Below are 26,954 nucleotides of genomic sequence, written 5' to 3'. Positions count from 1 at the left end.
CCGTTACGCTCAAGTCGCAGGCAATAAAAAACCCGCCGAAGCGGGTTTTTCATTTCACGAGTTCTTACTTGACGTTCGAGGCCTGGCCTTCGGCCACACCCAGGTCGTCTTCTTCACGCTCGTTAGAGATGCCACGACCGCCCGAGGCAAGCTCGGCTTGCAGCACGTCGGTGTCCAGTTCCTTGACCCACTTGGCAACAACCACGGTGGCAACAGCGTTACCGATCAGGTTGGTCAGGGCACGTGCTTCGGACATGAAGCGGTCGATACCGAGGATCAGCGCCAGGCCGGCAACTGGCAGATGGCCAACTGCGGACAGGGTGGCAGCCAGTACGATGAAGCCTGAACCGGTCACACCTGCGGCACCTTTGGACGACAGCAGCAGCACGACCAACAGAGTGAGCTGGTGCGTGATGTCCATTTGGGTGTCAGTTGCCTGGGCAATGAACACGGCCGCCATGGTCAGGTAGATCGCGGTGCCGTCGAGGTTGAACGAGTAACCGGTCGGGATTACCAGACCCACGACGGATTTCTTCGCGCCCAGACGCTCCATCTTGATCAGCATGCGTGGCAGTACCGATTCCGAAGAAGAAGTACCCAGCACGATCAGCAATTCTTCACGGATGTAGCGGATCAGCTTCAGCACGCTGAAGCCGTGAGCGCGAGCGATACCGCCCAGCACGATCAGGATGAACAGCAGGCAAGTGATGTAGAAGCAGGCCATCAACTGACCCAGTTGCACCAGCGAGCCGACACCGTAGGCACCGATGGTGAAGGCCATGGCACCGAAGGCACCGATCGGCGCGAGCTTCATGATCATGTTGATGATGTTGAACATCACGTGGGCGAAGCGATCGATGAAGTCCAGCAGCGGCTTGCCGTAGGCACCCAAGCGATGCAGGGCGAAACCGAAGATCACCGAGAACATCAGCACTTGCAGGATGTCACCCGTGGCGAACGCGCCGACGATGGTGGACGGGATCACGTTGAGGAGGAAGCCGACGACGCTTTGATCAGCACCGGCCGAGACATAGGCAGCCACTTTGGAGGCATCCAGCGTGGTCACGTCGATGTGCATGCCGGCGCCCGGCTGCACAATGTTGACCACTACCAGACCGACGATCAAAGCGATGGTCGAAACGATTTCGAAGTACAGCAGCGCGTAACCGCCGGTCTTGCCGACCGACTTCATGTTCTGCATGCCGGCGATACCGCTGACGACGGTGCAGAAGATGATCGGGGCGATGATCATTTTGATCAGTTTGATGAACCCGTCACCCAGTGGCTTGACCGCCACACCGAGCTGCGGATAGTAGTGACCGAGCAAAATACCGATGACAATTGCAACGATCACCTGGAAATACAGGGATTTGTACAGTGGCTGACGAGTCGTCATTGCAAAGTTCCTCAAGAGTGCGCGCCGACAACATCCATCTGTTGCCCTCGACACCTCATTTGCGAACCCTCCTGCACTGGAGGGATTTGTTTTTTCGAGCTGCGCGACGGCAGACATCTGCTCGTTGTATCGCAAAGCCCGTGCCACCTTGCGCAAAACCCCTGCAAGCCTTTTGATATCAAGGGTTGCAGGTTTATCAACGCCCGCGAACGGTTACGACGCAGTGGCGGATTTCCGCCCCTCGACCAAAACCCATCCCGTAATTTGGCGGATATCCGCCTTGTTCATCGCTTCAAACCGCAGCTACCATCCGCCGTTCAATGGACGGATTTGCCTGTTATGCGCGAACGCACCATCGCCAGTCATTTCGCCCGCGCTGCCTTGCGTGGCGCGCAACGTCGTGGCTACGACTATTCACAGCTGCTGCAGCAAGTGGGGATCAGCCCCGAGTTGCTCGATGAGCCGCGGGCGCGCATCGCGCCGGAGCAGTTCACTCGACTGATCCAGGCACTGTGGCTGGCACTGGGCGACGAATACCTGGGGTTCGGCCAGGCGCCGAGCAAACCGGGCAGCTTTGCGATGATGTGCCATGCCGTGATCCACTGCCGCAGTCTGGATAAGGCGCTCAACCGCGGCCTATTGTTTTACAGCCTATTCCCTGATGCACCTTGCCTGACCCTGACGCACGAAGGCGACATGATCCGCCTGAGCCTGGACGATTCGCAGCTCTGGGATCCGGATCATTTCCTCACCGAAAGCCTGTTGGTGATCTGGCACCGGTTCGGCAGTTGGCTGATCGGCCAGCGCATACGGCTGGAGCAGGCCACATTCAGCTATCCACGACCGGAACACGGGGCTGAATACGATTTATTGTTTTCCTGTCCGCTGGTTTTTTCGACAACAAAGAGCGCGACAGAACGGAGCAGCCTGCTGTTCCACAGCCGATACCTGAACATGCCGTTGCTGCAGGACGAACGTACCCTCAAGCATTTCCTGGAACACTCACCCGCCAACCTGCTGTCGCGCCCGGACGACGGCCACAGCCTGAGCAGTCAGTTGCGGCGCTTGCTCAGCCGCGACAGCTCACGCTGGCCGGACCTGGAGGCCGTGGCCGCGCACCTGCACATCAGCCCACAGACGCTGCGTCGCCATCTGCGCGAGGAAGGCACCAGTTTTCAGACGTTGAAGGACCATCTGCGCCGCGACATTGCGATCTATCACCTGAGCCGCAACGATCTGCCCTTGCAGCAAATCGCCGAGCAACTGGGGTTCTCCGAGCCTTCGGCGTTTCATCGGGCGTTCAAAAAGTGGACTGGGTTGACGCCGGGGGCTTATCGCGCGCAGGAGAACTGAGCTTTGCGATGGGGACCGAAAGCACACCGCATCCCCCAGTCAAACCACCGGAAACAGAATCCTGAATGCAGCCCCGCCCATTGGCGAATCCCCCAGGGTCAGTTTGGCGCTATAGCTTTCGATGATGTCCTTGACCACCGCCAGGCCAATGCCTTGCCCGGGATGCTGCCGATCCAGCCGCTCGCCTCTTTGCAGGATGCGCGCACGCTGGTCGGGCGGTACGCCGGGGCCGTCGTCTTCGACGCACAACTCAGTGCCGCTCAGGGTCTGGCGCACGCTGATGCGCACTTCGCCCAGGCACAGGCGATAGGCGTTCTCCAGCAGATTGCCCATCATCTCCAGCAAGGCGCCCTGCTCGATCGGCACATAACACTCCTGAGGCAGGTCCAGAACCACCCCCACGCGCTTGTCGCGGTAGACCTTGTCCAGGGTGTCGCACAAGCTTTGCAGCACCGGACGAAGTTGCACCTGATGACGCACCAGGCCGCTTTTACGCAGGCTGGCGCGCTGCAGTTGATAGCTGATCTGCTGGCTCATGCGCTCGATCTGGGTTTGCAGCACCCAAGCCTGGTCGCGGTCTTCGGGGCGTTGCGCCATGTCTTCGCTGACGCCTTGCAGCACGGCCAACGGGGTTTTCAGGCTGTGTGCCAGATCGTCGAGGGAGTCGCGGTAACGACTGCGCTGCTCGCGCTCGCTGTGCAGCAAGCGGTTCAGGGAGCCGGTCAGGCGCAGCAGTTCGCGGGGATGTTGTTCGGTGAGACTTTCACGGGCGCCACTTTCGATTTCGTCCAGTTCCTGGCTGAGTCGGCGCAGCGCCTGCAACCCCCAGGTCAGGCCGATCCACAGCAACGCCAGCAGCACCAGCAAGGCCGCGCCGAAGCCCAGATAAAGGTTTTCCCGCAGGCCTTCGACGGTCTGTTCGTACTCGCGAACCGGCTGCAGCGCGACAATGCTGAACGCCGCACTCTTGCCGCCCAGCAACTTGACCTCGACGTCATAGACGAAGAACTCCTGGTCATTGGCTTCGCTGATCCTTGCAAATTCGTTACCGCGCCCGTCATAACGCGGCTTGTAATTGATCTTTTCTTCCTGGGTGGCCTTGGATCGCCAGACCAGGTGACCTTCGCGGTCATAGATGTAGCCGAGCAAACGGCTGTCGGTGAGATTGAAACGCTCGTCAGGCAACTGCGCCGGCATCTGCAAGCGGTTGTTCTCCACCCGGGCGGCGGAGATCAGCGTCGTTACATCCGACGCCAGACGCTGCTCGATGGAATCCTGCAGTGCCAGGCTGAACGCGCCTTGCATCGCCGGCAACAGCGCCAGCATGAACAGCACCGCCAGCAGTGTGGCGGCGAGCATCAAGCGGACACGAAGCGAACGAATCAAGTGCAGCGCTCATTGAACAGGTAGCCGAGACCGCGAACGGTATCGATCGGCTTGAACCCGGCCGGCCCCTCCAGTTTGCGGCGCAGACGGCCGACCAACACTTCGATCACGTTCGGATCGCGCTCGTCATCATCCGGGTACAACTGCTCCATCAGGCGGTCTTTCGCCACCACTTGCTGGTGATGACGCATCAGGTATTCGAGGATGCGGTATTCGTAGGCCGTCAGCGCCAGCGGCTGGTCGTCCAGGGACGCCTGTTTGCGATTGAGGTCGAGCAGCAACGGCCCGGCGACGATGGTCGATTGGGTAAAACCGCTGGAGCGGCGCAGCAAGGCATTGAGCCGGGCGTCCAGTTCCTCGAACTGGAAGGGCTTGACCACATAGTCGTCCGCCCCGGCGGCCAGGCCTTCAACCTTGTCCTGCCAGTTGCCGCGCGCGGTGAGGATCAGGATCGGGAAGGTCTTGCCCCGTGAACGCAGCTGACGGATCAGATCGAGACCACTCATGCCCGGCAGGCCGAGATCGATCACCGCCAGGTCGTGATTGAACTGTTCGGTCTGATACAGCCCTTCCTCGGCATTGGCCACGGACTCGACCACATGGCCGCTTTCCGTCAGACGGGTTTGCAGGTGATGGCGCAACAGCGCTTCATCTTCAACGACCAGCAGTTTCATAACGCTCTCCAGCAAATCAACAGCTCCAGAGGCACGAGTTGCTCAAAAGCATGCACGCCTCGATGACTAACATGCCAACGCCGGATCAGTTGATCCGGCGTTGGCCTTCACGGACCGCCGTTTAGAAAGCGTAGTTGGCGGACAGGTACGTCTGGGCACTGCTGGTCAGGTCCAGCGAACCCTGTTTGCTGCCACCGCTCTGGCTCATCTCGGTACTGGCATTGCTGCGCAGGTAACGGTAACCCAGTTCAACCGAGGTGTTTTGCGACACCTGTTGCAGCACACCCATCTGCCCGCCGACGGCGTAACCGATGTCGCTGTCGCGGCTGTAGCCTGGCGAGTCCTGCGTCAACTTGGTTAAGCCGGCGGTGGCGCCACCGAACAGCTTGGTACTGCCGCCCACCGGGTAGAACAGATCGTAGCTGCCCAGGAGGTTTTCCTGACGCAGTTTAATCCCATTGTGCGAGCCCGACACATTGTCGTAGGTGGCGTAGTAGCGGCCCTGGCTGTTCTGCTGCCCCAGACGCACACCCCAGGTGTTGTCCTTGTCAATCACGCCGCCGGCGTTCGGATTATTGAGGTTAGTGTCCAGTGCATTGGACTTTTTCACCTTGTCGCTGGTCTGTCCAAAAGTAAGGCTGGCGAAATTGTCGTCGCCGGCATGGGCGGCGACACTGGCGCCCATGACGGTGAAAGCCAGAAGCAGTTTTTTGAATGTAGTCATTGGGGAGTTACCTCATGCGTTATTTGCTTTTCGGGTATGGCGCAAGGTTACTGACCCGGCCCTGAACTCCCCCTGAACGCACTCTGAACCTGAGCTGAATCAACTCGACTCACCGATTCCAATGAGTTTCCACAGGAGATTCGACCATGCGCATGTTCTTAGCTGTCCTCTTGCTGGCCTTGAGCGGGCTCGGCCACGCCGCCATCAAGACCCAGGAAATTCCCTACCAGAGTGCCGATGGCACCCAACTGATCGGCTATTACGCCTACGACGACGCGATCAAGGGCCCGCGCCCCGGTGTCGTGGTGGTGCATGAATGGTGGGGGCTCAACGATTACACCAAGCGTCGCGCCCGTGACCTCGCCGGCCTGGGCTACAGTGCCTTGGCCATCGACATGTACGGCGATGGCAAGAACACCGAACATCCCAAGGACGCCATGGCCTTCATGCAGGCCGCATTGAAGGACAGCGCCGCATCCAGCGCGCGCTTTCAGGCCGGGCTCGACTTGTTGAAGAAACAACCCCAAACCGATCCGGCTAAAGTGGCCGCCATTGGTTACTGCTTCGGCGGTGGCGTGGTACTCAACGCTGCGCGCCGGGGAGTGCCACTGGCCGGCGTGGTGAGTTTCCACGGCGCGCTGGCGACCAGTACGCCGGCGACACCCGGCAGCGTGAAAGCGAAAATCCTGGTCGAGCATGGCGCGCTGGACAGCATGATCACCCAGGACAACGTCGCCGCCTTCAAGGCCGAAATGGACAAGGCCGGGGCCGACTACCAATTCGTCAACCTGGACGGCGCCAAGCACGGCTTCAGCAATCCTGACGCCGACCGTTTGAGCCATGGCGACCACGGCGGGCCGGACATTGGTTACAACAAGGCGGCGGATGAAAAGTCGTGGGCGGATATGCAGGCGTTTTTCAAGAAGATCTTCAGTTGATCAGTTAAACCACGGCGCTGCCTTCGCGAGCAGGCGCGCTCCCACATTGGATTTGTGCCACACCGCAGATCCCGTGGGAGCGAGCCTGCTCGCGAAGGCAGCACAACCGATCTGAACCTTTGCACTACCCAGCCGCCAGGCAACCCGGCAAAATGCCCGACATGAATCCCGTCCCCGCCCTGCCCGCCTGCTGCACGCCCCTCGATGCCCACTGGCCGCTGCCGTTCGTGCTGCCCGATGCGGTGCTGTTGAGTACCCGTTTCGATACTTCGCAACTGCTCAGCGATGATTTCCAGCGCAGCGCCATCGAAGCGCCGGCGAGCATTCAGCGCTCCGTCGCCAAACGCCAGGCGGAGTTTCTCGCCGGACGGGTTTGCGCGCGGGCCGCATTGCAGCAACTGGAAGGTCTGAGTTTCAGCCCGGCCATCGGCGAGGACCGCGCGCCGGTCTGGCCGGCGCACATCACCGGCTCCATTACCCACAGCACCGGCCGGGCCGCAGCAATCGTCGCGAACAAAAGCCATTGGCGCGGATTGGGCATGGACCTGGAAAACCTGCTCAATGCCGAACGTGCCGAACGTCTGGCCGGAGAAATTCTCACCCCGCCCGAGCTACAGCGCATGGCCGCTGGCCGTCGAGATCTGCGGGCATTGCTGGTGACCCTGACCTTTTCGGTGAAGGAAAGCCTGTTCAAGGCGCTCTATCCGATCGTTCAGCAGCGTTTCTACTTCGAACATGCCGAAGTGCTGGACTGGTCCGAAGCGGGTGAGGTGCGGTTGCGGTTATTGACCGACCTCACCAGTGAATGGCGCAACGGCACCGAGCTGGATGCGCAGTTCGGGGTTGAGGATGGGCAGTTGTTGAGTCTGGTCAGTATCAAGGCCTGAAAATATTCAGTGTTCGGAATGGCCTCAAAGACAACACTCCATCTCAACGCTTCTCCTGATTGCGCGGCCAACTCAAACTGAAACAGGCCCCGCCCAGACTTTTGCTCTTGCCGATCAGCGCCCGCCCGTCATGCCAGTGGATGATGCGCCGAACAATGGACAGGCCCAATCCGTGACCACCAGAAGCACGGGTACGGCTGTCATCGAGGCGCAGGAACGGGGTGAAGATTTTCTCCCAGGCCATTTCCGGCACGCCTGGCCCATCATCCTCGACATCCACCCGACAGCGTTGTTGTCCCACCTGATAGCTGATGGTCACCCGCGATTGCGCATGGCGCATGGCGTTGCTGACAAGGTTCTGCAGCGCCCGATGCAAGTAACGCGGCTCGGCCTCGACCCAGGCATCGTCACAATCGGCGGCCGACAGGCACAAGCCTCGCTGCACCGTGACATCGGCGCGAAGCGGCGCCAGTTCCTCAATGACCTGATTGACCAGCGCATCCAGGTCGATGCGTTGGAAATTCAGGGCCGGCGAGCCTTGCTCCAGCCGCGCATAGGTCAGCATTTCGTCCACCAGACGATCCAGGTCCTCGATGTCGTGATCCATGCTCGCGCAATATTTTTCCAGGGCTTGTGGGGTGTTGGCCGAGCCGATCATTTCCAGGCCAAAACGCAAGCGCGCCACCGGCGTGCGCAATTCGTGGGACACGGCGCGCACCAGTTCGCGCTGGATCGCCAGCAGTTGTTGCAGGTGCTCGGCCATGCCGTTGAACGCTGACGCCAGCCGCCCAACCGAGTCCGCACCCCGCGCCGGCACGCGGGTTTCCAGGCTGCCCTTGGCAATGCGCGTGGCCGCCGCTTCCAGACCGCGCAAACGGCGCTCCAGTTGCCGTACCAGCAGATAGACGATCAATCCGATCAGGGTCAGGCCCAGCGCAGCGATCAGCACCAGCCACTCCGGCGGATAAGGATTCATCTGATACAACGGACCGATTTCCAGCACCCACGGTGTGCCGACCATGCCAGCAAACACCCGAATCGAATCGCCGCCCTTGCCCAGCGCCATCACCGTGTCGCCTTCGGACACCCGACGACTCTGGTCTTCGTCCATGTCGGCGTCTTCCACCGTCACCAGCCGCAAGTCGAAACCAAAGCCTTTGTCCTGTTTCAATTGCGCCAGGCGCACCGGCTGCTCACCCACCGGGTAGCGCACCAGTTCATCGGTCAACAGGTAAATCGTCGCCCGGGCCAATTGCTCGCTGATCTGCTGCACTTCCCCCGTCAGTACCAACTGTTCCTGGTCGCTGACCAGGCGGTAAACCTTCGCCGCATGCGGGCCGGTCTGCTCCACCAGCGCCTGGCCGCGCAGCACGCGGGTGCGCTGGGTGAGGTCGAGGTCGGTCTGATCGAAGGTTTTCAGGGCCAGCGGAATCCCCAGCAGCCGCTCCCACACCAGCAACGCTCGGTGGCGCTCGGTCTGGTTCATCGGTTGCAGATTATCGGCCATCAGCGAGAATGTGCCATGGGCCAGACGCTCGCGATATTGCTCGCTACGCACCTGGTTGAGCATGTGCAATGCCAGTACACCGAGTACCGCCACCAGAATCAGCGCGGCGCACATGCCGCCATAGATGCGCAGGAAGATCGAATTCACAGGGACGTATCTACGCAGGCCTCGGGAACGAACAGGTAGCCTTTGCTGCGGATGGTCTTTATCAGCCGCGGATGCTCCGGATCATCGCCGATTTTCGGGCGAATGCGTGAAATGCGCACGTCGATGGAACGGTCCTGGCCGTCATAGCCGATGCCGCGCAGCGCAGTGAAAATTTCTTCCCGGGACAGAATGCGCCCGGCGTTGGCCACCAACAGCCAGAGCAGATCGAACTCGGCGCTGGTCAGCTCGATGCCGTTGTCGTTCAGCCAGGCTTCGCGCAGCGCGTTGTCCACCACCAGGGGGCCGAACTGCAGGCGCCGCTGTTTTTCCGGGGCGGCCTCCGGTGCTTCACTGCGTCGCAACAACGCCTGGATGCGCGCCAACAGCAAACGCGGGCGCACCGGTTTGCACACATAGTCGTCGGCCCCCAGGTCCAGGCCAAGGATCTGGTCGGTGTCGTCGGTGCGGGCGGTGAGCATCAGGATCGGGCCGTCATAGCGGTCGCGGACCTTGCGGCAAATGCTCAGGCCGTCCTCGCCGGGGAGCATCAGGTCGAGGATCACCAGGTCCGGCTGCTCCTTGATGATGCGCGCCGCCGCCAGGGCGCCATTGCCTTCGATTGTAACCCGCAGGCCATTGGCTTCCAGGTAGTCGCGGGTCAGTTCGGCCAGACGCTGGTCGTCCTCGACAATCAATACCTGCCAGGCTTCTTGCTCCACGGGTGACCTCTGCTTGCCAATATCTCTAATAAGGAAGAACCCACCCGTCTTTTTGTAATGATTGGGGTGGATAAATTGCCTGCATGCTGGCCGATTGTATAAACGTCGCCTGCCCAGAACACAAGCTGGTAAATGCGTTCGGACAAGGCGTTTTTTTGTGATAGGGTTCGCGCCCTTAAAAATCCGTCCAGGCCTTTTCGATCGTTGAAAAATGATGAAAAAAGGCCCGGTCCAGCAGCATCGCTGGCCTACACGCCGATTCGCTCTTTCACACACAATTTACGCACAGGTTTATCCACAGGTAGTACGTTGCAATCCCCCCCCAAAACGCATTATCTTGTAGCCCAGCGCAAAAAAAACCCTAGATGTAGGGTTTCGCGCAAAAAACCAAACACAAACCGGACACCAATTTCAAGCGCTTTTCTTGCCACTATCCGGTTGAACCAAACGTATTTTCGAAAGACCAAACCGCGCATGCGGATGGCTACTGTATTTCGGCCCAATAGGGTGAAAACGGTACGGGTGTTGCAGTCCCAACTGTCACCTTAAAGGACCCCGGTCTCAGGCCCATGGCACGAGACCAAAGACTTCGGCATGGAAGCGGCGCCCAATAGCCCCCTTCCTACTGTCCCGAAGTTGTTATGCCCGGCATTCGCCGGTTGTAGTGCTTCAGGACGGAACGGTGGGCACCTTGATGGTGCCCAAACAAACATAGAGAACGTGGAGACACCCATGCAAACCGACACAACTCGCGAGAACCCGCAGGGCACCTTGCCGCAGGCTGCCGATTCGAATTCGGATCTGTCCGCCACCGCGCCTGGCCAGCTGCGCGTGATCAAGCGTAACGGCACTGTCGTTCCTTACACCGATGACAAGATCACCGTCGCCATCACCAAAGCGTTTCTCGCAGTTGAGGGCGGCACCGCTGCCGCTTCGTCGCGAATCCACGACACCGTTGCCCGCCTGACCGAACAGGTCACTGCAACCTTCAAGCGTCGCATGCCATCGGGCGGCACCATCCACATCGAAGAAATCCAGGACCAGGTCGAACTGGCCCTGATGCGCGCCGGCGAGCAGAAAGTCGCTCGCGACTACGTGATCTACCGTGACGCTCGCTCCAAAGAACGCGCCGCCCACGCACCGGTCGAAGAAGCGGTCAACGCTCACCCGTCGATCCGCATCACCCGCGCCGACGGCAGCCTGGCGCCGCTGGACATGGGTCGCCTGAACACCATCGTCACCGAAGCGTGCGAAGGCCTGGAAGAAGTCGACGGCGACCTGATCCAGCGCGAAACCCTGAAAAACCTGTACGACGGCGTGGCCCTGACCGACGTCAACACCGCCCTGGTGATGACCGCCCGTACCCTGGTCGAGCGTGAGCCGAACTACTCGTTCGTGACCGCCCGCCTGCTGATGGACACCCTGCGTGCCGAAGGCCTGGGCTTCCTCGGCGTCGCCGAAAGCGCCACCCACCACGAAATGGTCGACCTTTACGCCAAGGCCCTGCCTGCTTACATCGCCAAGGGTATCGAATTCGAATTGCTGAACCCGGTTCTGGCCGACTTCGACCTGGAAAAACTCGGCAAGGCGATCAACCACGAGCGCGACCAGCAGTTCACCTACCTGGGTCTGCAAACCCTGTACGACCGTTATTTCATCCACAAGGATGGCGTGCGCTTCGAACTGCCACAGATCTTCTTCATGCGCGTGGCCATGGGCCTGGCGATCGAAGAGAAGCACAAAGAAGACCGTGCGATCGAGTTCTACAACCTGCTGTCGTCCTTCGACTACATGTCGTCGACCCCGACCCTGTTCAACGCCGGCACCCTGCGTCCACAGCTGTCGAGCTGCTACCTGACCACCGTGCCGGATGACCTGTCGGGCATCTACCACGCGATCCACGACAACGCCATGCTGTCGAAATTCGCCGGTGGCCTGGGCAACGACTGGACTCCGGTTCGTGCGCTGGGTTCGTACATCAAGGGCACCAACGGCAAGTCCCAGGGCGTCGTGCCGTTCCTGAAAGTGGTGAACGACACCGCCGTCGCCGTTAACCAGGGTGGCAAGCGCAAGGGCGCTGTATGTGCCTACCTGGAAACCTGGCACATGGACATCGAAGAGTTCATCGAGCTGCGCAAGAACACCGGTGACGATCGTCGTCGTACCCACGACATGAACACCGCCAACTGGATCCCTGACCTGTTCATGAAGCGTGTCTTCGATGACGGCAAGTGGACCCTGTTCTCGCCATCCGAAGTCCCGGACCTGCACGACCTGACCGGTAAAGCCTTCGAAGAGCGCTACGAGTACTACGAAGCCCTGACCGAGTACCCGGGCAAGGTCAAGCTGTTCAAGACCATCCAGGCCAAAGACCTGTGGCGCAAGATGCTGTCCATGCTGTTTGAAACCGGCCACCCATGGCTGACCTTCAAGGACCCGTGCAACCTGCGTAGCCCGCAGCAACACGTCGGCGTGGTCCACAGCTCGAACCTGTGCACCGAGATCACCTTGAACACCAACAAGGACGAGATCGCCGTTTGCAACCTGGGCTCGATCAACCTGCCGAACCACATCGTGGGCGGCAAGCTCGACACCGCCAAGCTGCAACGCACCGTGAACACCGCCGTGCGCATGCTCGACAACGTGATCGACATCAACTACTACTCGGTGCCGCAAGCGAAGAACTCCAACTTCAAGCACCGTCCGGTCGGCCTGGGCATCATGGGCTTCCAGGACGCGCTGTACCTGCAGCACATCCCTTACGGTTCCGACGCTGCCGTCGAGTTCGCCGACAAGTCGATGGAAGCGGTCAGCTACTACGCGATCCAGGCTTCCTGCGACCTAGCTGATGAGCGTGGTGCCTACGAGACGTTCCAGGGTTCGCTGTGGTCCAAGGGCATCCTGCCACTGGATTCGCAACAGATCCTGATCGAAGCCCGTGGCCAGAAGTACATCGATGTCGACCTGAACGAAACCCTGGACTGGGCACCTGTGCGCGCCCGTGTGCAGAAAGGCATTCGTAACTCCAACATCATGGCCATCGCACCGACCGCAACCATCGCCAACATCACTGGCGTGTCGCAGTCGATCGAACCGACCTACCAGAACCTCTATGTGAAATCGAACCTGTCGGGCGAATTCACCGTGATCAACCCGTACCTGGTTCGCGACCTGAAGGCTCGCGGTCTGTGGGACTCGGTCATGATCAACGACCTGAAGTACTACGACGGTTCCGTGCAGCAGATCGAACGCATCCCGCAAGAACTCAAAGAGCTCTACGCGACCGCCTTCGAAGTGGACACCAAGTGGATCGTCGACGCGGCAAGCCGTCGTCAGAAGTGGATCGACCAGGCTCAGTCGCTGAACCTGTACATCGCCGGCGCTTCGGGCAAGAAGCTGGACGTGACCTACCGCATGGCCTGGTACCGTGGTCTGAAAACCACTTACTACCTCCGTGCCCTGGCCGCGACCAGCACCGAGAAATCGACCATCAACACCGGTAAGCTGAACGCTGTTTCCAGCGGCGGCAACCACGGTGACGACTCGGTCCTGGCTGCTCCAGCCGGTCCTGCTCCAGTGCCGAAGGCCTGCGCCATCGACGAGCCGGATTGCGAAGCTTGCCAATAAGCCGAGCCGGCAGGCGCTGAAAAGCGCCTACCTGAAACCCCCGATGAGCCTCTGGTTGGTCGGGGGTTTTCTTTTGCCCCGATGAATGTGTTGGCCGGACTGGCGCCTGCTCGCTAAGGGGCCAGCACAGGCAACCGAAACCTCAGCCCCTGACAAAAATCACGGCCATAAAAAAACCCCTCTTGCGAGGGGTTCCTTATGCAGCACTATCAAGCATCAAGTCATCTGAATGATGGTCTGCATGATGGTGCTCTGGGTGGAGATGGTCTTGGCGTTCGCCTGGTAGTTGCTCTGCGCCTTGATCAGCTCGACCAGTTCATTGGTCACGTTGACGTTCGACTCCTCCAGGGAGTTGGAGCGGATCGAACCCAAGGTACCGGTTTCCGGCGAATCGTAGCCCGGAATGCCCGACGCGTAGGTTTCTTTCCAGGCGGTGCCGCCCACTTGCTGCAGACCTTGTTCGTTGGTGAAGCTGGCCAACGCAATCTGACCGATCGGCTTGGTTTGGTAGTTGCTGAAGTTGGCCAGCATCACACCGTTGCCGTCGATGGTCAGGTTGGAGATCTGACCAGTAGCGTAGCCGTTCTGCGCCGGAATCGAGCGCGCGCTATCGGCGTTGAACTGGGTAGTGTTGGTCATGGCGATGGTCACACCCGCCGGGTCGGCGGCGGCGCCGTTGGGTGCCCACACACCATTGGTCACTTTACCTGGAGTCCAGTTGGTGATGGCCAGATTCGGGCTGACGATAGGCGCACCCGGTGGATTCGGCGTGCTGACCGATACAAGTTTGCCGCTGGCATCAAACGTCATGGTCGAAGGAACAGGTCGGGTAGCCGCGTTCATCGGGTCGCTGCCGTTCGGGTTGCGACCATCGATCAGGGTGTAGGTATCCCAAGTGTTGGGACCCGTCTTGACCATGTATTGATCCATGGTGTGTTCGTTACCCTGAGAGTCGAAAATCGGGGTGCTGAACTGCTTGGTGTAGGACGCTGTCTTGCTCGGGTCGAACGGGTTCGCGACGACGTCGATCGCGGGCTCCGTAGACTTGAGGTTGATCGTCGACGACACAGTGGTAGTGGCCTTCGGTGCCAGATTGGAGGTGTCGATACGCAGGTCGGTCAACACGCCATTGATGATCTTGCCATTGGCATCCACACCGTAACCCTGAACACGCGCCGTGTAGTCGGAATTGGTGACGTAACCTTCCTTATCGACCTTGAACGTACCGGCACGGGTGTAGGACAGCGAACCGTTGTTGTTCAGCACGAAGAAGCCAGAGCCATTGATACCCATGTCCAGCACGTTACCGGTGCCGCTGCTGATATCACCCTGGGTAAACTGCTGGGCAACGTTGGCCAGACGCACACCATTGCCGACGGTCCTGCTCCCTGCCCCCAGCTTGGTAGCCGAGTACACATCTTCGAATTCCGCACGGGACGACTTGAAGCCGACGGTCGCAACGTTGGCGATGTTGTTGCCGGTCACGTCCAGCTGTTTGTTGGCGGCATAGAGACCGCTAAGGCCGATGTTGAAAGACATATTCCACTCCTTTGTGCCGTGTTAGTCGGCTCTATATACCAATGGTTTGCACTTTGGACAGGGCGATGCTGCCCAGCCCGGCCAGGTTGAGCATCAACTCACCGCCGGTCTGGCTGATGGTCACGCTGTTGACGGTTGCAGGCAGATTGGTAATCAGCGCCACGCCCTGACCGTCGATGGTGGTGTTCGCCGCGAAGGTGTAGGTACCCGTTGGGGCCACGTTGCCGGCGTCGTCCTTGCCATCCCAGGTGAAGCTGGCATTACCGGCTTTCTGATCGGTCAGTTCGAGGGTGCGAATGACTTTGCCGTCCTTGTCTGTGATTTTCACCGTGGTCGAGGCAACCGACTGCGGTATCGCAATCGAACCGGTCATGCCCTTCGTGGTGTCGACTACGGCCTTGTCGCCCGGTGCGATGACCGAACGCCCCACCAAGGACGAAGCCTGCAATGCCTGGGACGAGTTGTAGTTGCTGGCGATGCCGGCCACGGTGTCGTTGAGCGTGGTGATGCCTTCCAGGCTGCTGAACTGCGCCAGTTGCGCCACGAACTCGCCGTTGTCCTGCGGTTCCAGCGGGTTCTGGTTCTTCAGTTGCGTCACCAGCAACTGCAGGAACGCATCCTTGCCCAAGGCTTTTTTGCCGGTGGCACTGCCCGCTGCCGAAGCCAGGCTATCGTCGGTCTTGGTCTTGACCGCGGAGTTGGCCAGGATGTCGTTGAGGCTCAAGCCACTGGTGGTATCGGAAACACTCATCTGAGTCGCCCCTTATCACTGACCGAGGGTCAGGACTTTCTGCATCATGGTTTTGGCGGTGTTCATCATTTCGGCGTTGGTCTGGAACGAACGGCTCGCGGAAATCATGTCGGCCATTTCCTCCACCACGTTGACGTTCGGGTAGTAGACGTAACCCTTGGCATCGGCTGCCGGATGGTTCGGCTCGTAGCGCGCCTCGAGGTTGCTCTGGTCTTCGACCACGCCCAACACCTGCACGCCTTGACCGGCGGCATCCTGGTTCTGGAACAGCGAATCGCTGCCGCCGCTCTGGCCGCCCTGGAACATGGTGGCGAACACCGGGTGACGCGCACGGTAGGTCTGGTCGATGCTCGACGAGACCGTCTCGGCGTTGGCGATGTTCGAAGCGACGGTGTTCAAACGCGTGGTCTGGGCACTCATGCCGCTACCGGCAATGTTGAAAACACTGGATAGAGACATGACTTACTCTCCGCGCAGGGCTGACACCAGCCCTTTGAATTTACTGTTGAGCAGGGTGAAGCTGGCCTGGAAGTTGACCGAGTTTTCCGCGTAGTTCGACTGTTCCAGCTGCGCGTCCACGGTGTTCTGGTCGATCGAGGGCTGCATCGGCGTGCGGTACATCAGCGACTCGTCGCCATTGCCCAGGCCTTCGGCTTCGATATGACGGCTGTTGGTCATGTTCAAGGCGAACGTGCCGTTCTTGGCTTTATCGTTCTGCGCCTCGAGTACCTTCGAGAATTCCAGGTCCCGAGCCTTGTAATTCGGGGTATCGGCGTTGGCAATGTTATTGGCCAGGACTTCGGCACGCTGGGCGCGGAAGCCCAAAGCCTTTTCGTGAATGCCGAGCGCTTTATCGAAGCTGATGCTCATGTCGGGAAACCTTCGGGTGACCTGATTTTTCGTACGATGGACATAGCAAGCGCCATGCCAATTCAAAAAAGCCCGCAAACCGGGGCTTTGCGGGCAGTGGCAATGCGGCAATGCCAGAAAAGCGGCAACCGGTTTCCGCTGGATGCCGCTTTTCTGCCGCTTTACTCGACCGAGAGAACACTGTCCAACCCTGTGGGAGCGGTGGAGCCGATACTTCATCAGGCAAAAAAAAACGGGAGCCCCTGAGGACTCCCGTTTTTTTGATACCGCCAACCGATCACTTCGCCTGGTAAATAATCCCCGGACTGCACTGGACCATCTGGTAATGATCCGGCAAGCCGTTCAGTGCTTCGGAAGCACCGAGGAACAGATAGCCACCCGGCTTCAACGTACTGTGAATGCGCAACAGGATGTCCTTCTTCACTTCGGCAGAGAAGTAGATGAGCACGTTGCGGCAGAACACGATGTCGAACTTGCCGAGGCTCGCGTAGCTATCCAGCAGGTTGAAGGAGCGGAATTCCACCCGGCTCTTGATCGGCGCCTTGATGGCCCAGCGTCCCGGCCCTTTCGGATCGAAATAACGCTGCAGCCGCTCGGGCGACAGACCGCGACCGATGGCCAGGCTGTCGTATTCGCCGGTCTTGCAGTTGGTAAGCATGGTGCCGGACAGATCGGTGGCCACGATCTGCACCCCCATCTTCAATTGCCCGACGCTGGTCCGCTCGAACTCGTCGATGGACATCGACAACGAGTACGGTTCCTGACCCGACGAGCACGCCGCCGACCAGATCCGCAGGCGCTGGCCGGGACTGGCCTTGATCGCTTCAGGCAGTACCTTGTTCTTCAAGACTTCAAACGGATAGGTGTCACGAAACCACAGGGTTTCGTTGGTCGTCATCGCGTCCACCACCATCTCGCGCAACCCGCTGCGCGGCTGGGTCTGGATGCGTTGGACCAACTCACCCAGGGACTTGATGCCTTGCTGCTCCATCAGTTTGTTGAGACGGCTCGAGACCAGATACTGCTTGTTTTCACCGAGCAAAATGCCACAGGCTTTTTCCAGGAATACCCGGAACTGTTCGAAATCCAAATTACCCGTAGACAATGCTGCCGCCTCTTAAATCGTGTTGACTGCCAGGGGCCGGACGCCCCTAGCTGATGTCTGCTGCTTTGATCCGGTCGACTACCCGGGATGCCAGGTCATCAGGACGGAATTTGGCCAGGAAGTCATCGGCACCGACTTTCTTGACCATCGCCTGATTGAACACGCCCGACAACGAAGTATGCAGGATGATATGAAGCTTTTGCATGCGAGGGTCGTTGCGGATCTCGGCCGTCAGCGTGTATCCGTCCATCTCCGGCATCTCGATGTCGGAGATCATCATCAGGAACTCTTCTTCCGGCTTCTTGCCCTCGTCGACCAGTTTGCGCAGGTAATCCAGCGCTTGCCTGCCGTCGTTCAACGCCACCACTTCGACACCGACCGTTTGCAGGCAGCGCGTGACCTGCTTGCGCGCCACCGACGAGTCATCGACCGTCAGCACACGCAACGAGAGCGCCTTGTGCTGGGTTTCGACATCGACCACGCCGACGGAAATCGCTTCCGGCGTCGGCGCTACTTCCGCCAGCACCTTTTCCACGTCGATGATTTCGACCAACTGATTGTCGACCCGCGTCACCGCCGTCAGGTAGTGATCGCGACCAGTGCCCTTGGGTGGCGGATGGATCTCCTCCCAGTTCATGTTGACGATGCGTTCCACCGAGCGCACCAGGAATCCCTGGGTCTTGGTGTTGTACTCCGTGATGATCACGAAGGGATTGTTCTTGTCCTTCAAAGCGCCGGAGCCGGTCGCCATTGCCAGATCAAGGATCGGAATGGTCGCCCCCCGGATATTCGCCACGCCGCACACGACAGGACTGGACTTGGGCATCAGCGTCAGCTGGGGGCATTGCAACACCTCCCGAACCTTGAACACGTTGATCCCATACAGCTGCTGGCCGTCGAGACGGAACAACAACAGCTCAAGGCGATTCTGCCCTACCAGTTGCGTGCGCTGGTTCACCGAATCCATTACACCAGCCATGCCCAGACTCCTACACCAACGCTAAGTGTTGTTGCGACGCACATTCATCTCTAAACGGCACGGCGCTTGCTTTTTATCTTTGTATGAACACAGAACCGACATTTTTCCGACGCCCGACCACACCCCACCGCAAATTCCTCGGTGCGTTGGCGGCTGTGTGCCTGTTCAACGCTGGCAGCGCTGCCCTTGCTGACGCGCTTACCTTGCCTGACATGCTTATCGGCGTCACCCAGGGCTTTCTTGAATTCACCGTAGAAGACTATCTGACCACCAGTCAAACGGAAGGTCGCTACGAAATCCAGGTCAACCAGCTCGATCCGCGTATGCGCATGCCGATGTGCGACAAGGAATTGACAGCCTCACTGGAGAGTCCGGCCAAGCCGTTGGGCCGGGTCACGGTCAAGGTTCGCTGCGAAGGAACATCCCCCTGGACGGTCTTCGTACCCGCTCAAGTTCGCCTGTTTCGCGACGTCGTGACCACCTCGCGACCACTGCGGCGCGCCGGTATTGTCGAGCCTGAAGATGTGATCCTGCGCGAGCGGGATATCAGTGTGATCAACCAGGGCTACCTGACCTCCGTGGACCAGGCGATCGGACAACGACTTACCCGACCAATGGTCACCGATCAGGTCATTACCCTTGTCCACCTCGAACAGGCGGAAGTCATCCGCAAAGGTGATCAGGTGGTGATCACCGCCCGCAGCGGTACGCTCAGCGTGCGAATGCCCGGCGAAGCGCTGTCCAATGGCGGCATGAGCGAACAGATCCGGGTGAAAAACCTCAACTCCCAGCGAGTCATCAAGGCGCAAGTCATCGCGCCGGGCCAGGTGGAGGTTTCCATGTAGGCGGCCATGCAGAACTCTGTGTTTCGTGAAGATGTGGCGCTGGCCATGGCTGTTCCCTAAACTGTGCCCCATGCAGGGCAAGCGCTGACGCGCGCAAGCTCATTGATAAATGGGCCTAAAGTTTTTCAGGGAATGGCCGAAAACATGGCAAGCGTCCAAATTCCCAGAGGTTTTTTATCATGGTCATCGATTTCAGCCGTTTGAACAGTTCCTCGTCATTGACGGGCAGTACACGTACCAGCGCCGCCAAGGACACCGCCGAAACCGGTAAATCCGCACCGCTGACTACCCAGGCCGAACAGGCTGGTACCGCTACAGTCGGGGAATCGGTACATCTCAGCAATGAGGCTCAACAGTTGCAGAAGATCACTGATACGCTGCGCGATCAGCCTGTCGTCGACAAAGCCCGCGTGGCCGAGTTGAAAGCAGCGATTGCCGATGGCAGCTATAAAGTCGACAGCAACCGTGTAGCCAGCAAACTGCTCAACTTCGAAGCCCAGCGCTAGGCCCCGGCCGGCGCCAGGCTTTTGGACGCTTAAAACCCAAGGCCAGCCATGCACGACACGAATCTACTGCAACTGATCACCGACGATTTTGCTCCAGCGCAACAATTGCTGGAGTTACTGCGTACCGAGTCCCTCGCCTTGCATGGTCGCGACATGTACCTGCTCGAAGATATTCTGGCGCAGAAGCAAGCCTTGATCATTTTGCTTGAACAGCATGGCCGCAAGCGCAGTGAAGTCCTTGCCAGTCTCAACCTGCCAACCAACCGCAGCGGTCTGGAGCAACTGGCCAGCCAGTCGAGCGTCGGCGAAGCGCTGCTGGCACAAAGCGATGTGCTGACCGACCTTTTGACTCAATGCCAGGCCGCCAATGCCAACAACGGCCAGTCGATTCTGGTACAGCAGGCCGCCACGGCCACTCAGCTGAAAATCCTCACCGGCGGCGAACCTCCAGCGCTCTATGACGCCAGCGGAACATTTTCCAAGCTTGTGAAACCGCGCCCGCTCAGTCAGGCTTGAGCCCGTCGATGAGTACGCTCTATCAAGACGCGCAGCATGCTGGCAAAATGCTGGCTAGCCGTAGTCAAAATTTGTCTGGAGATTGATTAACCGTGTCCAATGCCTTAAATGCGGACGATGCTCCGCAGCCACCCAAGGTGCTCAGCACGCCTCTGGAAATCTCCGGCAACCTTCGCCAACTGCAAGAAAGCCATGACCCGCTGATCATCACGTTCCACGAGCGCAGCCAGCGCTTCCAGAGCTATCTGGTGGACATTGATCGCGACAGCAACATGATTGCCCTGGACGAAATGATTCCCCGTGACGGCGAACGCTTCCTGCTGGCCGGCGAGCCGTTCAAGGTTGAAGGTTTCCATGACGGCGTGCGCATTGCGTGGGAAAGCAATGGCCCAATGACCATCGATGAATCCGCTGGCAGTCGTTGCTACCGTGGAACGCTGCCCGACGAAGTGGTCTACCACCAGCGCCGCAATGCGTTCCGCGCGGCGTTGAAACTGGCGCAACTGGTCGACGTCGACCTCGATGGCGAAAAACTCAAGGCGCCGATCAGCGGCAAGTTGCTGGACATCTCAGCCACCGGTTGCAAATTGCGCTTCGCCGGCGACATCACTGGCAGCCTGCAGCTGGGCCAGGTCTATGATCGCTTCATGGCCGCCCTGCCCTTCGGCAAGATGACCGCGCCGGTTGAACTGCGGTATCTGCACTTCGAAGAAAAGATCTCCACCACTTTCGCCGGTGTACGCTTCCACAACATGAGCGGGCTGGTGCAGCGGCAGGTCGAGCGGTTCGTCTATCAGTTGCAACGCGAAGCCCGGCGCTTCGACAAAGACGACCTCTGATATAACACGCCAACAAAAACGGGCAGCCCCTTGTGGTGACTGCCCGTTTTTTATGCCCGAGTGTTACGGCCTGGCTTCAGTGAAACTTTGTTCCCGCCCCGAATCCGGTTCTTCAGGAGGCGTATCGGTCTGCGGCTCCGGTTCGGAAGGCGGATTCTGCATCTGATCCTGAACCACTTGCTCATCGACCCGCGGATCAAGGCAAGCCACCAGTGGCGAACTCGACATACTGTCCGGCATGGCCACGTGGTGCAGCGGCGCGTCGTCGACCTGATGCAGATTGGTGACGGCTTTCGGGCGAATTCGCCACACCAGCACCAAGGCGAAGAAACTGAAGAAGGCATACAGCATTTGACTGCCGAACAACTTCATCAGCACCCCGGCCGCCAGCGGCCCAATGCTCGCCCCAACGCCATAAGTGACCAGCAGCATGGCCGTCAGAGACACCCGACGGTCGGCTTCGACATGGTCATTGGAAAATGCGACTGCCAGCGGATACAAGCAGAACTTCACCAGCGAACAGAGGAAGCCGGCAATAAAAAGCACCTCCAGTGGCACCTGCTTCATGACCGCTAAAGGCAATGCGGCAAGCGCCAGAACAAAAGCAAAAGAGCGGATCAGCAGCGCCCGATCATAACGATCGGACAGCCAGCCCAACGGCCACTGCACAACCAGGCCGGCAAAAATGCAGCTGCCCATGAACAGACCGACCTGTTCCGTGGACAACCCCTGCTGCGAGGCATACAAGGGCGCCAGACCGTAAAACGAACCGATGATCAGCCCCGCCCCCAGGACCGTACTCAACGACTGAGGCACCCGCGTGATAAAAAATCGCGGCTCCATGGGCGCCGGGTGCAGCGGTGCCGGGTGAATCCGCCGCGTCAGCGCCACTGGCACCAGGCACAGGGCAAAGCACAACGCGACCAGCATCAACAGCTCAAGACCCAGGCCCGGGTGCATGACCAGAATCAGTTGCCCCAACACCAGCCCCAGGTACGAGGCGATCATGTAACCACTGAATACCGTGCCGCGCTGCGAGGCTTCGGCCTGCTCGTTAAGCCAGCTCTCGATGACCATGTACTGGCACATCATGCCCAGGCCGACGATGACCCGTAGAAATATCCAGGCCGGCAACCAATCCACCAAACCGTGCCCGAGCACCGCTGCGCCAACGATACCGGCACACGCCGAGTAAGCGCGAATGTGCCCGACACGGGCAATCAAACGGTGGCCAATCTTGCCGCCCAGTACCAGGCCGAAGTAGTTGGCAGCCATCAACGCCCCCACCCACAGGCTGTCGACGTTATCGGCCGCCAGGCGAAGGCCCAGGTAAGTACTCAGCAAGCCGGAGCCGATCAACATCATCAGCGAGGCGAAATAAAGCGCTCGAAAGGGTTTCCAGATTTGGCGCATCGGCGTTCCGAGCGGCTCCTTGCGGTGAGAAATCGGACTACCGAAAAGATAGTCCGAGATGGATGGTGCGTCAGGCCTGGGCTGCTAGAACACGCCGTTCCCAGGGAGTGATTTCATCATAGAAGCTGGTCAACTCCATGGTCTTCGAAGCGATGTAGCCTTCGATGAACTCCTTGCCGAACAGTTCCTTCGCCAATTGGCTACGTTTCAGACGCTCAAGGGCAGCATGCAAGGTACAGGGTAATGAAAGATTGTCCGGTACCTCAAACTCACCCTGGATAGGTTCGCTCGGTTCCAGTTTGTGCTCAATGCCGTACAAACCCGCGGCCAGGCTGGCAGCAATCGCCAGATATGGATTGGCATCGGCGCCCGGCAAGCGGTTCTCGACCCGACGAGCGACCGGCGAACTGGCTGGAATACGCAAACCAGCAGCGCGGTTGTCATGGGACCAGCAGGCATTATTCGGCGATGCGAAGGGATGACACAAGCGCTGATACGAATTCACGTTCGGTGCAAACAGTGCGGTGAAATCCGCCATGCAGGTCTGCTGACCGGCGATGAAATGACGGAAGGTCGCGGTCGGCTGGCCAGCCTCATCACTGAACACGTTACGCCCTGTATCGACCTCGACGATGCTCTGATGAATATGCATCGAACTGCCCGGCGTATGTGCCAATGGCTTGGCCATGCAGACGACGGTGAGGCCGTGCTTGAGTGCGACTTCCTTGAGCAAATGCTTGAACAGGAACGTCTGGTCGGCCAGCAGCAATGGATCGCCGTGCAGCAGGTTGATCTCGAACTGGCTGATACCCATTTCGTGCATGAAGGTATCGCGAGGCAAGCCTAGGGCCGCCATGCACTCATAGACTTCGGTGAAAAATGGCCGCAAGCCGTTATTGGAACTGACGCTGAATGCCGAATGACCGTCTTCGCGCCGACCGTCCAGACCAACAGGTGGCTGGAAGGGATGGGTTGGATCGGTATTGGGCGCGAAGACAAAAAACTCCAGCTCCGTGGCCACCACCGGATCTAGACCAAGGGCCTTGTATCGAGTGATGACAGCCTTGAGTTGTCCGCGGGTCGACAGACTGGAGCTTGCGCCGGTCAGCTCGTGCGCATCGCAAATGGCGAGTGCTCGCGGTTGCTTGCTCCAGGGCAAGCGATGGATTTGCGCAGGGTCTGGAACTAGCGCAAGGTCGCCGTCATCGCTGCCGTAAAAACGTGCTGGCGGATATCCGCCCATGATGCATTGCAGCAGCACACCTCGCGCCATCTGCAAACGCCGGCCCTCCAGGAAACCCTCGGCGGTCATCACTTTGCCCCGCGGCACACCATTCAAATCGGGCGTGACACACTCAATCTCATCGATGCCCGTCAATCGCTGCGCGAGTGAATTCAGGCTAACGGTTGTCATGACGCAATCCTTGTTATTGTGCGAGCCGCGAACGGCGACCCGTACAAAATAGGCTCCGCGTGTTCGGAATATCAAGCAGCGTCAAACAAAAAGGTTTATGCCTGAGAAAATGATCAGGGCAGATAGAGGCTGAAGACGCCTCCGCCTAGCGGACCGCCGTTGCTGATTTCGGTGCGTCCGCCGACACCATTGCGTTGATGCAACGCTGCAATCCGCCCGGCAAAGTACAGGCCCAGACCAGTGCTGCCACTGCTGTGATTGATGCCTTGCACGTAGTCCGCCTGACGCTCGATCATTTCGGCGGGGTAACCTTCGCCATCGTCGTTGATGGTCAGCACCAGTTGCCCGGCCTCATCGCTGACGCTGATCAGCACCGCATGACGGGCATATCGAATGGCATTGTTGATGCTGTTCGCCAGAACCGAAGCGATCAACTCTCGATCGAAGAAACCCAGCGGGCTTAAAGGATCGACTTCAAAGGTCGCGGCAATACCGCGGCTGGCAAATACATCCTGATGACAGGCCAGTTGCGCTTCGATGAAATCATCGAGTTCATGGTAAGCCGGTTGCAGGGGCATCTGATTGACACCGAGCTTATACAGGCCCAGCAGTTGTACGAGCATGTCGTTGAGGTGAGCGAATTCGAAATCTATCACGCCTTGCTCCGGAGTATGCCGTGCCGGATCGGGGAGGTTCGCCAACCATTGACTGTGGGCCTGCATCAACATGGCCAACGAGTTCTTCATATCGTGTACGGTTGAAGCGATCACCGTAGAAAAATCCAGGGTCTGCTGGTTGTCGTCCATTAGCCAAACGCCTTGCTTTTCAGTTTCTGATAGCGCGGATAACGCGCATCGGTATCCGGCATCAAACCGACCATTTTCAGGCAGGTTCGACACTCTTCGAGTTCGACCGACGGCACGCTGGTATCGGTGCCATGCAACAGTGCCTGTGCCATGTTCAGCGCGATACTGATGTTCTTCGGTTGCAGCGCCAAGGCCTTGCGGAACACGTCCCGTGCCTCAACCAGGTTGCCAGTCTTGTACACGCGCACGCCCTGCCGATTGAGATCAGCAGCCGCATTGCCGGAGTTGAGGATGCTCGGATCATCCGTTAGCTTGGCGATGTCCTTCATGACTGCCGGATCGTCGCCATAGATTTCCGCACAGTTTTTCAGCATCGACGTGCCGGCCTCTGCCTGACCGAGCATCTGCAACTGCTTGGCCACCAATAGCGCCGCTTCGGCGCTCATGAATTGCTCCATGCCATCGAGGCGCATCAACGCTTGCTCAGTGAGCTTTTCAGCGGTCTCGGCATCGTTGAGCAACAGACTGGTGGCTTTCATCAATCGCGCACGGATTTGCAGGCCGGGGTCGGTCGGGTTCTCCTTGGCCACCGCGCTCAACGTTGTATTGATTTCCAGCCGAGTACGGGTATCCAGGCCTCTTTCACTCCCTTTGCTGATCAAGGCATGGGCCAGTCCAAGGTTACTTTCAGCATCCTTGAAACGTGATTGGGCGCCTTGGCTAACAGCCTGGCGGTAGGCTTTGGAAGCCGTGTCGAAATCCTCATTGGTCATCGCCAATTTACCCAGCTGCGCCTGGCGACGCACTGCCAATGGCGACAAGCGAATCGCCTCTTCCAACACTTTCTGAGCCGACTTCGTATCCCCTTCGGCGACCAGGACATCTGCCATGCCGTCATAGAGCGCCGGCATCATAGGGAATACTTTCAGCGCTTTTTCGTAGATGCCTTTGGCTTGTGCAACCTGACCACGCTTGAACAGCAACTTGCCCAGCCCGGCAAAGGCCCACGGCAATGGTCGGTCGGCAATGATGCTGTCATAAAGGCGCTCCAGCGCCTCATTCTGATTCAGGTCGCGCAGAGCGTCGGCGCGGTAGCGCAGACACAGCGGCGAGTAACGGATATCTTGCTTGCACAGGGCAATGCAGGCGTTGAGTACTTCCACCGGTTTACCCCGGTCGAGGGCTTGCAGGATTGGCTTGAGCAACGTCTTGCGCTGCTCCAGGCGCTCTAGCCGCTGGGCCAGTCCGGAACGGTTGAAGGGCTTGGTCAGATAAGCGTCAGGCTCGTGTTCCAGCGCGCTGAGTACCATGGCCTGGCTGGTTTCGGCGGTGACCATGACAAATACACTTTCATGGCTGATCAGCTTCTCAATCATCAGATCTTCGAGTACCTGCTGACCGTTCTTCTTTCCATCGCCCAAATGGAAATCCTGCAGGATGAAGTCGTAGGACTTCTGCGAACACATTTTCAGCGCCTGCTCGCCCGTGTCGGCGGTATCCACATCCTTGACGCCCAGCTCCCGCAGCATCGACCGGACCGAACTGCGGAAGTCCGAAAAATCATCGACGATCAGAAAACTCTTTTGGTGATACGACAGCATCGAGGATTTCCAGGCAATTTAAGAAGTAGTACCGAAGGGCAAACACATGAACAAGATCAGCTTCACCTGACCTTGCGGCGCGCAGATGATAGCTAGTAGCCATAGGCTATCAAGCGATTTCTCTTGGACTGCGATAACGATTTAAGGCTGCCAGAAGTGAAGATCGCTGTGACCCTGAGGTTATCGGCCAGTGGTGCTGTTCTCTTGAAGCGACAAGGGTGCAATAGCGCATTAGCCTGGCGATAAGTCGGGGATGGGGCGGCGGAATCAGTATTTTTATCAGGTCCACTTTCCTGCAGGCAAAACAAAACCCCTACCTGCATACGCAGATAGGGGTTTCGGAATTTAATCTTGACGATGACCTACTCTCACATGGGGAAACCCCACACTACCATCGGCGATGCATCGTTTC

At 58.9% G+C, this 26,954-nt stretch carries 24 protein-coding genes; 8 read left to right on the top strand and 16 right to left on the bottom strand.

Annotated features, from left to right (window positions below; genetic code table 11):
* Positions 1-64: 64 nt before the first annotated feature.
* Positions 65-1,396, bottom strand: a complete 1,332-nt coding sequence (locus FFS64_RS10445; protein ID WP_137805321.1) for a dicarboxylate/amino acid:cation symporter — start codon at positions 1,394-1,396, stop codon at positions 65-67.
* A gap of 339 nt (positions 1,397-1,735) precedes the next feature.
* On the opposite strand from FFS64_RS10445, the gene FFS64_RS10440 reads away from it, so the two are divergent.
* Positions 1,736-2,749, top strand: coding sequence for an AraC family transcriptional regulator (locus tag FFS64_RS10440; protein ID WP_137805320.1), 1,014 nt, complete (start codon positions 1,736-1,738; stop codon positions 2,747-2,749).
* Positions 2,750-2,788: 39 nt separating this feature from the next.
* Here the strand turns inward: FFS64_RS10440 and FFS64_RS10435 are convergent, their stop codons facing one another.
* The 3 genes from FFS64_RS10435 to FFS64_RS10425 form a co-directional block, all read right to left on the bottom strand.
* Positions 2,789-4,135, bottom strand: coding sequence for an ATP-binding protein (locus FFS64_RS10435; RefSeq protein WP_137805319.1), 1,347 nt, complete (start codon positions 4,133-4,135; stop codon positions 2,789-2,791).
* On the bottom strand, positions 4,132-4,809 hold the full coding sequence (locus FFS64_RS10430) for a response regulator transcription factor (protein ID WP_137805318.1): 678 nt from the start codon (positions 4,807-4,809) through the stop codon (positions 4,132-4,134). The genes FFS64_RS10435 and FFS64_RS10430 overlap by 4 nt, the downstream gene beginning before the upstream one ends.
* 121 nt (positions 4,810-4,930) lie before the next feature.
* Positions 4,931-5,533: a hypothetical protein gene (locus FFS64_RS10425; protein ID WP_137805317.1), complete on the bottom strand. Its 603-nt coding sequence runs from the start codon at positions 5,531-5,533 to the stop codon at positions 4,931-4,933.
* A gap of 146 nt (positions 5,534-5,679) precedes the next feature.
* On the opposite strand from FFS64_RS10425, the gene FFS64_RS10420 reads away from it, so the two are divergent.
* Entirely contained in the window at positions 5,680-6,471 is a 792-nt protein-coding gene (locus FFS64_RS10420) for a dienelactone hydrolase family protein (protein ID WP_137805316.1), read from the top strand.
* 161 nt (positions 6,472-6,632) lie between these two features.
* Complete coding sequence (locus FFS64_RS10415) at positions 6,633-7,358, top strand: 4'-phosphopantetheinyl transferase (RefSeq protein ID WP_218571081.1); 726 nt, start codon at positions 6,633-6,635, stop codon at positions 7,356-7,358.
* Positions 7,359-7,401: 43 nt separating this feature from the next.
* On the opposite strand, the gene FFS64_RS10410 is transcribed toward FFS64_RS10415, so the two are convergent.
* Together FFS64_RS10410 and FFS64_RS10405 are read right to left on the bottom strand one after the other, a co-directional pair.
* Positions 7,402-9,012 carry an ATP-binding protein gene (locus tag FFS64_RS10410; RefSeq protein WP_137805314.1) on the bottom strand — a complete coding sequence of 537 codons (1,611 nt, stop codon included), beginning with the start codon at positions 9,010-9,012 and terminating at the stop codon, positions 7,402-7,404.
* Positions 9,009-9,731, bottom strand: a complete 723-nt coding sequence (locus FFS64_RS10405) for a response regulator (protein WP_137805313.1) — start codon at positions 9,729-9,731, stop codon at positions 9,009-9,011. The genes FFS64_RS10410 and FFS64_RS10405 overlap by 4 nt, the downstream gene beginning before the upstream one ends.
* Positions 9,732-10,463: 732 nt before the next feature.
* Here FFS64_RS10405 and FFS64_RS10400 point away from each other — a divergent pair.
* Complete coding sequence (locus FFS64_RS10400) at positions 10,464-13,358, top strand: ribonucleoside-diphosphate reductase subunit alpha (RefSeq protein ID WP_095195798.1); 2,895 nt, start codon at positions 10,464-10,466, stop codon at positions 13,356-13,358.
* A gap of 216 nt (positions 13,359-13,574) precedes the next feature.
* On the opposite strand, the gene flgE is transcribed toward FFS64_RS10400, so the two are convergent.
* The 6 genes from flgE to FFS64_RS10370 all read right to left on the bottom strand — a co-directional run bounded on the left by flgE (position 13,575) and on the right by FFS64_RS10370 (position 18,602).
* Entirely contained in the window at positions 13,575-14,897 is a 1,323-nt protein-coding gene (gene flgE / locus FFS64_RS10395; RefSeq protein ID WP_137805312.1) for a flagellar hook protein FlgE, read from the bottom strand.
* 31 nt (positions 14,898-14,928) lie between these two features.
* Positions 14,929-15,648 (bottom strand): flagellar hook assembly protein FlgD, encoded by a 720-nt coding sequence (gene flgD, locus FFS64_RS10390; protein WP_137805311.1) that lies wholly within the window; start codon positions 15,646-15,648, stop codon positions 14,929-14,931.
* A 15-nt stretch (positions 15,649-15,663) separates the two neighbouring features.
* Positions 15,664-16,107 (bottom strand): flagellar basal body rod protein FlgC, encoded by a 444-nt coding sequence (flgC, locus tag FFS64_RS10385; protein WP_007937507.1) that lies wholly within the window; start codon positions 16,105-16,107, stop codon positions 15,664-15,666.
* Positions 16,108-16,110: 3 nt separating this feature from the next.
* Entirely contained in the window at positions 16,111-16,518 is a 408-nt protein-coding gene (flgB, locus tag FFS64_RS10380) for a flagellar basal body rod protein FlgB (RefSeq protein WP_056853151.1), read from the bottom strand.
* A 277-nt stretch (positions 16,519-16,795) separates the two neighbouring features.
* Complete coding sequence (gene cheR / locus FFS64_RS10375) at positions 16,796-17,623, bottom strand: protein-glutamate O-methyltransferase CheR (RefSeq protein ID WP_137805310.1); 828 nt, start codon at positions 17,621-17,623, stop codon at positions 16,796-16,798.
* 46 nt (positions 17,624-17,669) lie between these two features.
* Complete coding sequence (locus FFS64_RS10370; protein WP_015096472.1) at positions 17,670-18,602, bottom strand: chemotaxis protein CheV; 933 nt, start codon at positions 18,600-18,602, stop codon at positions 17,670-17,672.
* An 83-nt stretch (positions 18,603-18,685) separates the two neighbouring features.
* Between FFS64_RS10370 and flgA the strand changes: the two genes are divergently transcribed.
* The 4 genes from flgA (at position 18,686) to FFS64_RS10350 (ending at position 21,308) form a co-directional block, all read left to right on the top strand.
* Positions 18,686-19,447, top strand: coding sequence for a flagellar basal body P-ring formation chaperone FlgA (flgA, locus tag FFS64_RS10365; protein WP_137805309.1), 762 nt, complete (start codon positions 18,686-18,688; stop codon positions 19,445-19,447).
* A gap of 179 nt (positions 19,448-19,626) precedes the next feature.
* Positions 19,627-19,953 (top strand): flagellar biosynthesis anti-sigma factor FlgM, encoded by a 327-nt coding sequence (gene flgM / locus FFS64_RS10360; RefSeq protein ID WP_137805308.1) that lies wholly within the window; start codon positions 19,627-19,629, stop codon positions 19,951-19,953.
* Positions 19,954-20,001: 48 nt separating this feature from the next.
* The gene (locus FFS64_RS10355) at positions 20,002-20,469 is read left to right on the top strand and encodes a flagella synthesis protein FlgN (RefSeq protein ID WP_137805307.1); all 468 of its coding nucleotides are present in this window, start codon (positions 20,002-20,004) and stop codon (positions 20,467-20,469) included.
* 92 nt (positions 20,470-20,561) lie between these two features.
* Positions 20,562-21,308 carry a flagellar brake protein gene (locus FFS64_RS10350; protein ID WP_137805306.1) on the top strand — a complete coding sequence of 249 codons (747 nt, stop codon included), beginning with the start codon at positions 20,562-20,564 and terminating at the stop codon, positions 21,306-21,308.
* Positions 21,309-21,371: 63 nt separating this feature from the next.
* Here FFS64_RS10350 and FFS64_RS10345 read toward each other — a convergent pair whose 3' ends face one another.
* The 4 genes from FFS64_RS10345 to FFS64_RS10330 all read right to left on the bottom strand — a co-directional run bounded on the left by FFS64_RS10345 (position 21,372) and on the right by FFS64_RS10330 (position 26,542).
* Positions 21,372-22,721 (bottom strand): MFS transporter, encoded by a 1,350-nt coding sequence (locus FFS64_RS10345; RefSeq protein WP_137805305.1) that lies wholly within the window; start codon positions 22,719-22,721, stop codon positions 21,372-21,374.
* 70 nt (positions 22,722-22,791) lie between these two features.
* Complete coding sequence (locus FFS64_RS10340; RefSeq protein WP_171017077.1) at positions 22,792-24,033, bottom strand: glutamine synthetase family protein; 1,242 nt, start codon at positions 24,031-24,033, stop codon at positions 22,792-22,794.
* A gap of 215 nt (positions 24,034-24,248) precedes the next feature.
* Positions 24,249-24,941 (bottom strand): sensor histidine kinase KdpD, encoded by a 693-nt coding sequence (locus FFS64_RS10335; RefSeq protein ID WP_137805303.1) that lies wholly within the window; start codon positions 24,939-24,941, stop codon positions 24,249-24,251.
* Positions 24,941-26,542 (bottom strand): response regulator, encoded by a 1,602-nt coding sequence (locus FFS64_RS10330; protein ID WP_137805302.1) that lies wholly within the window; start codon positions 26,540-26,542, stop codon positions 24,941-24,943. The genes FFS64_RS10335 and FFS64_RS10330 overlap by 1 nt, the downstream gene beginning before the upstream one ends.
* Positions 26,543-26,954 lie beyond the last annotated feature (412 nt).

It is taken from the genome of Pseudomonas sp. G(2018), assembly GCF_005502415.1.
Classification (GTDB): Bacteria; Pseudomonadota; Gammaproteobacteria; order Pseudomonadales; family Pseudomonadaceae; genus Aquipseudomonas.
Note: the sequence above shows the minus strand (reverse complement) of the source record. Positions and strands in the feature narration are given on the sequence as shown.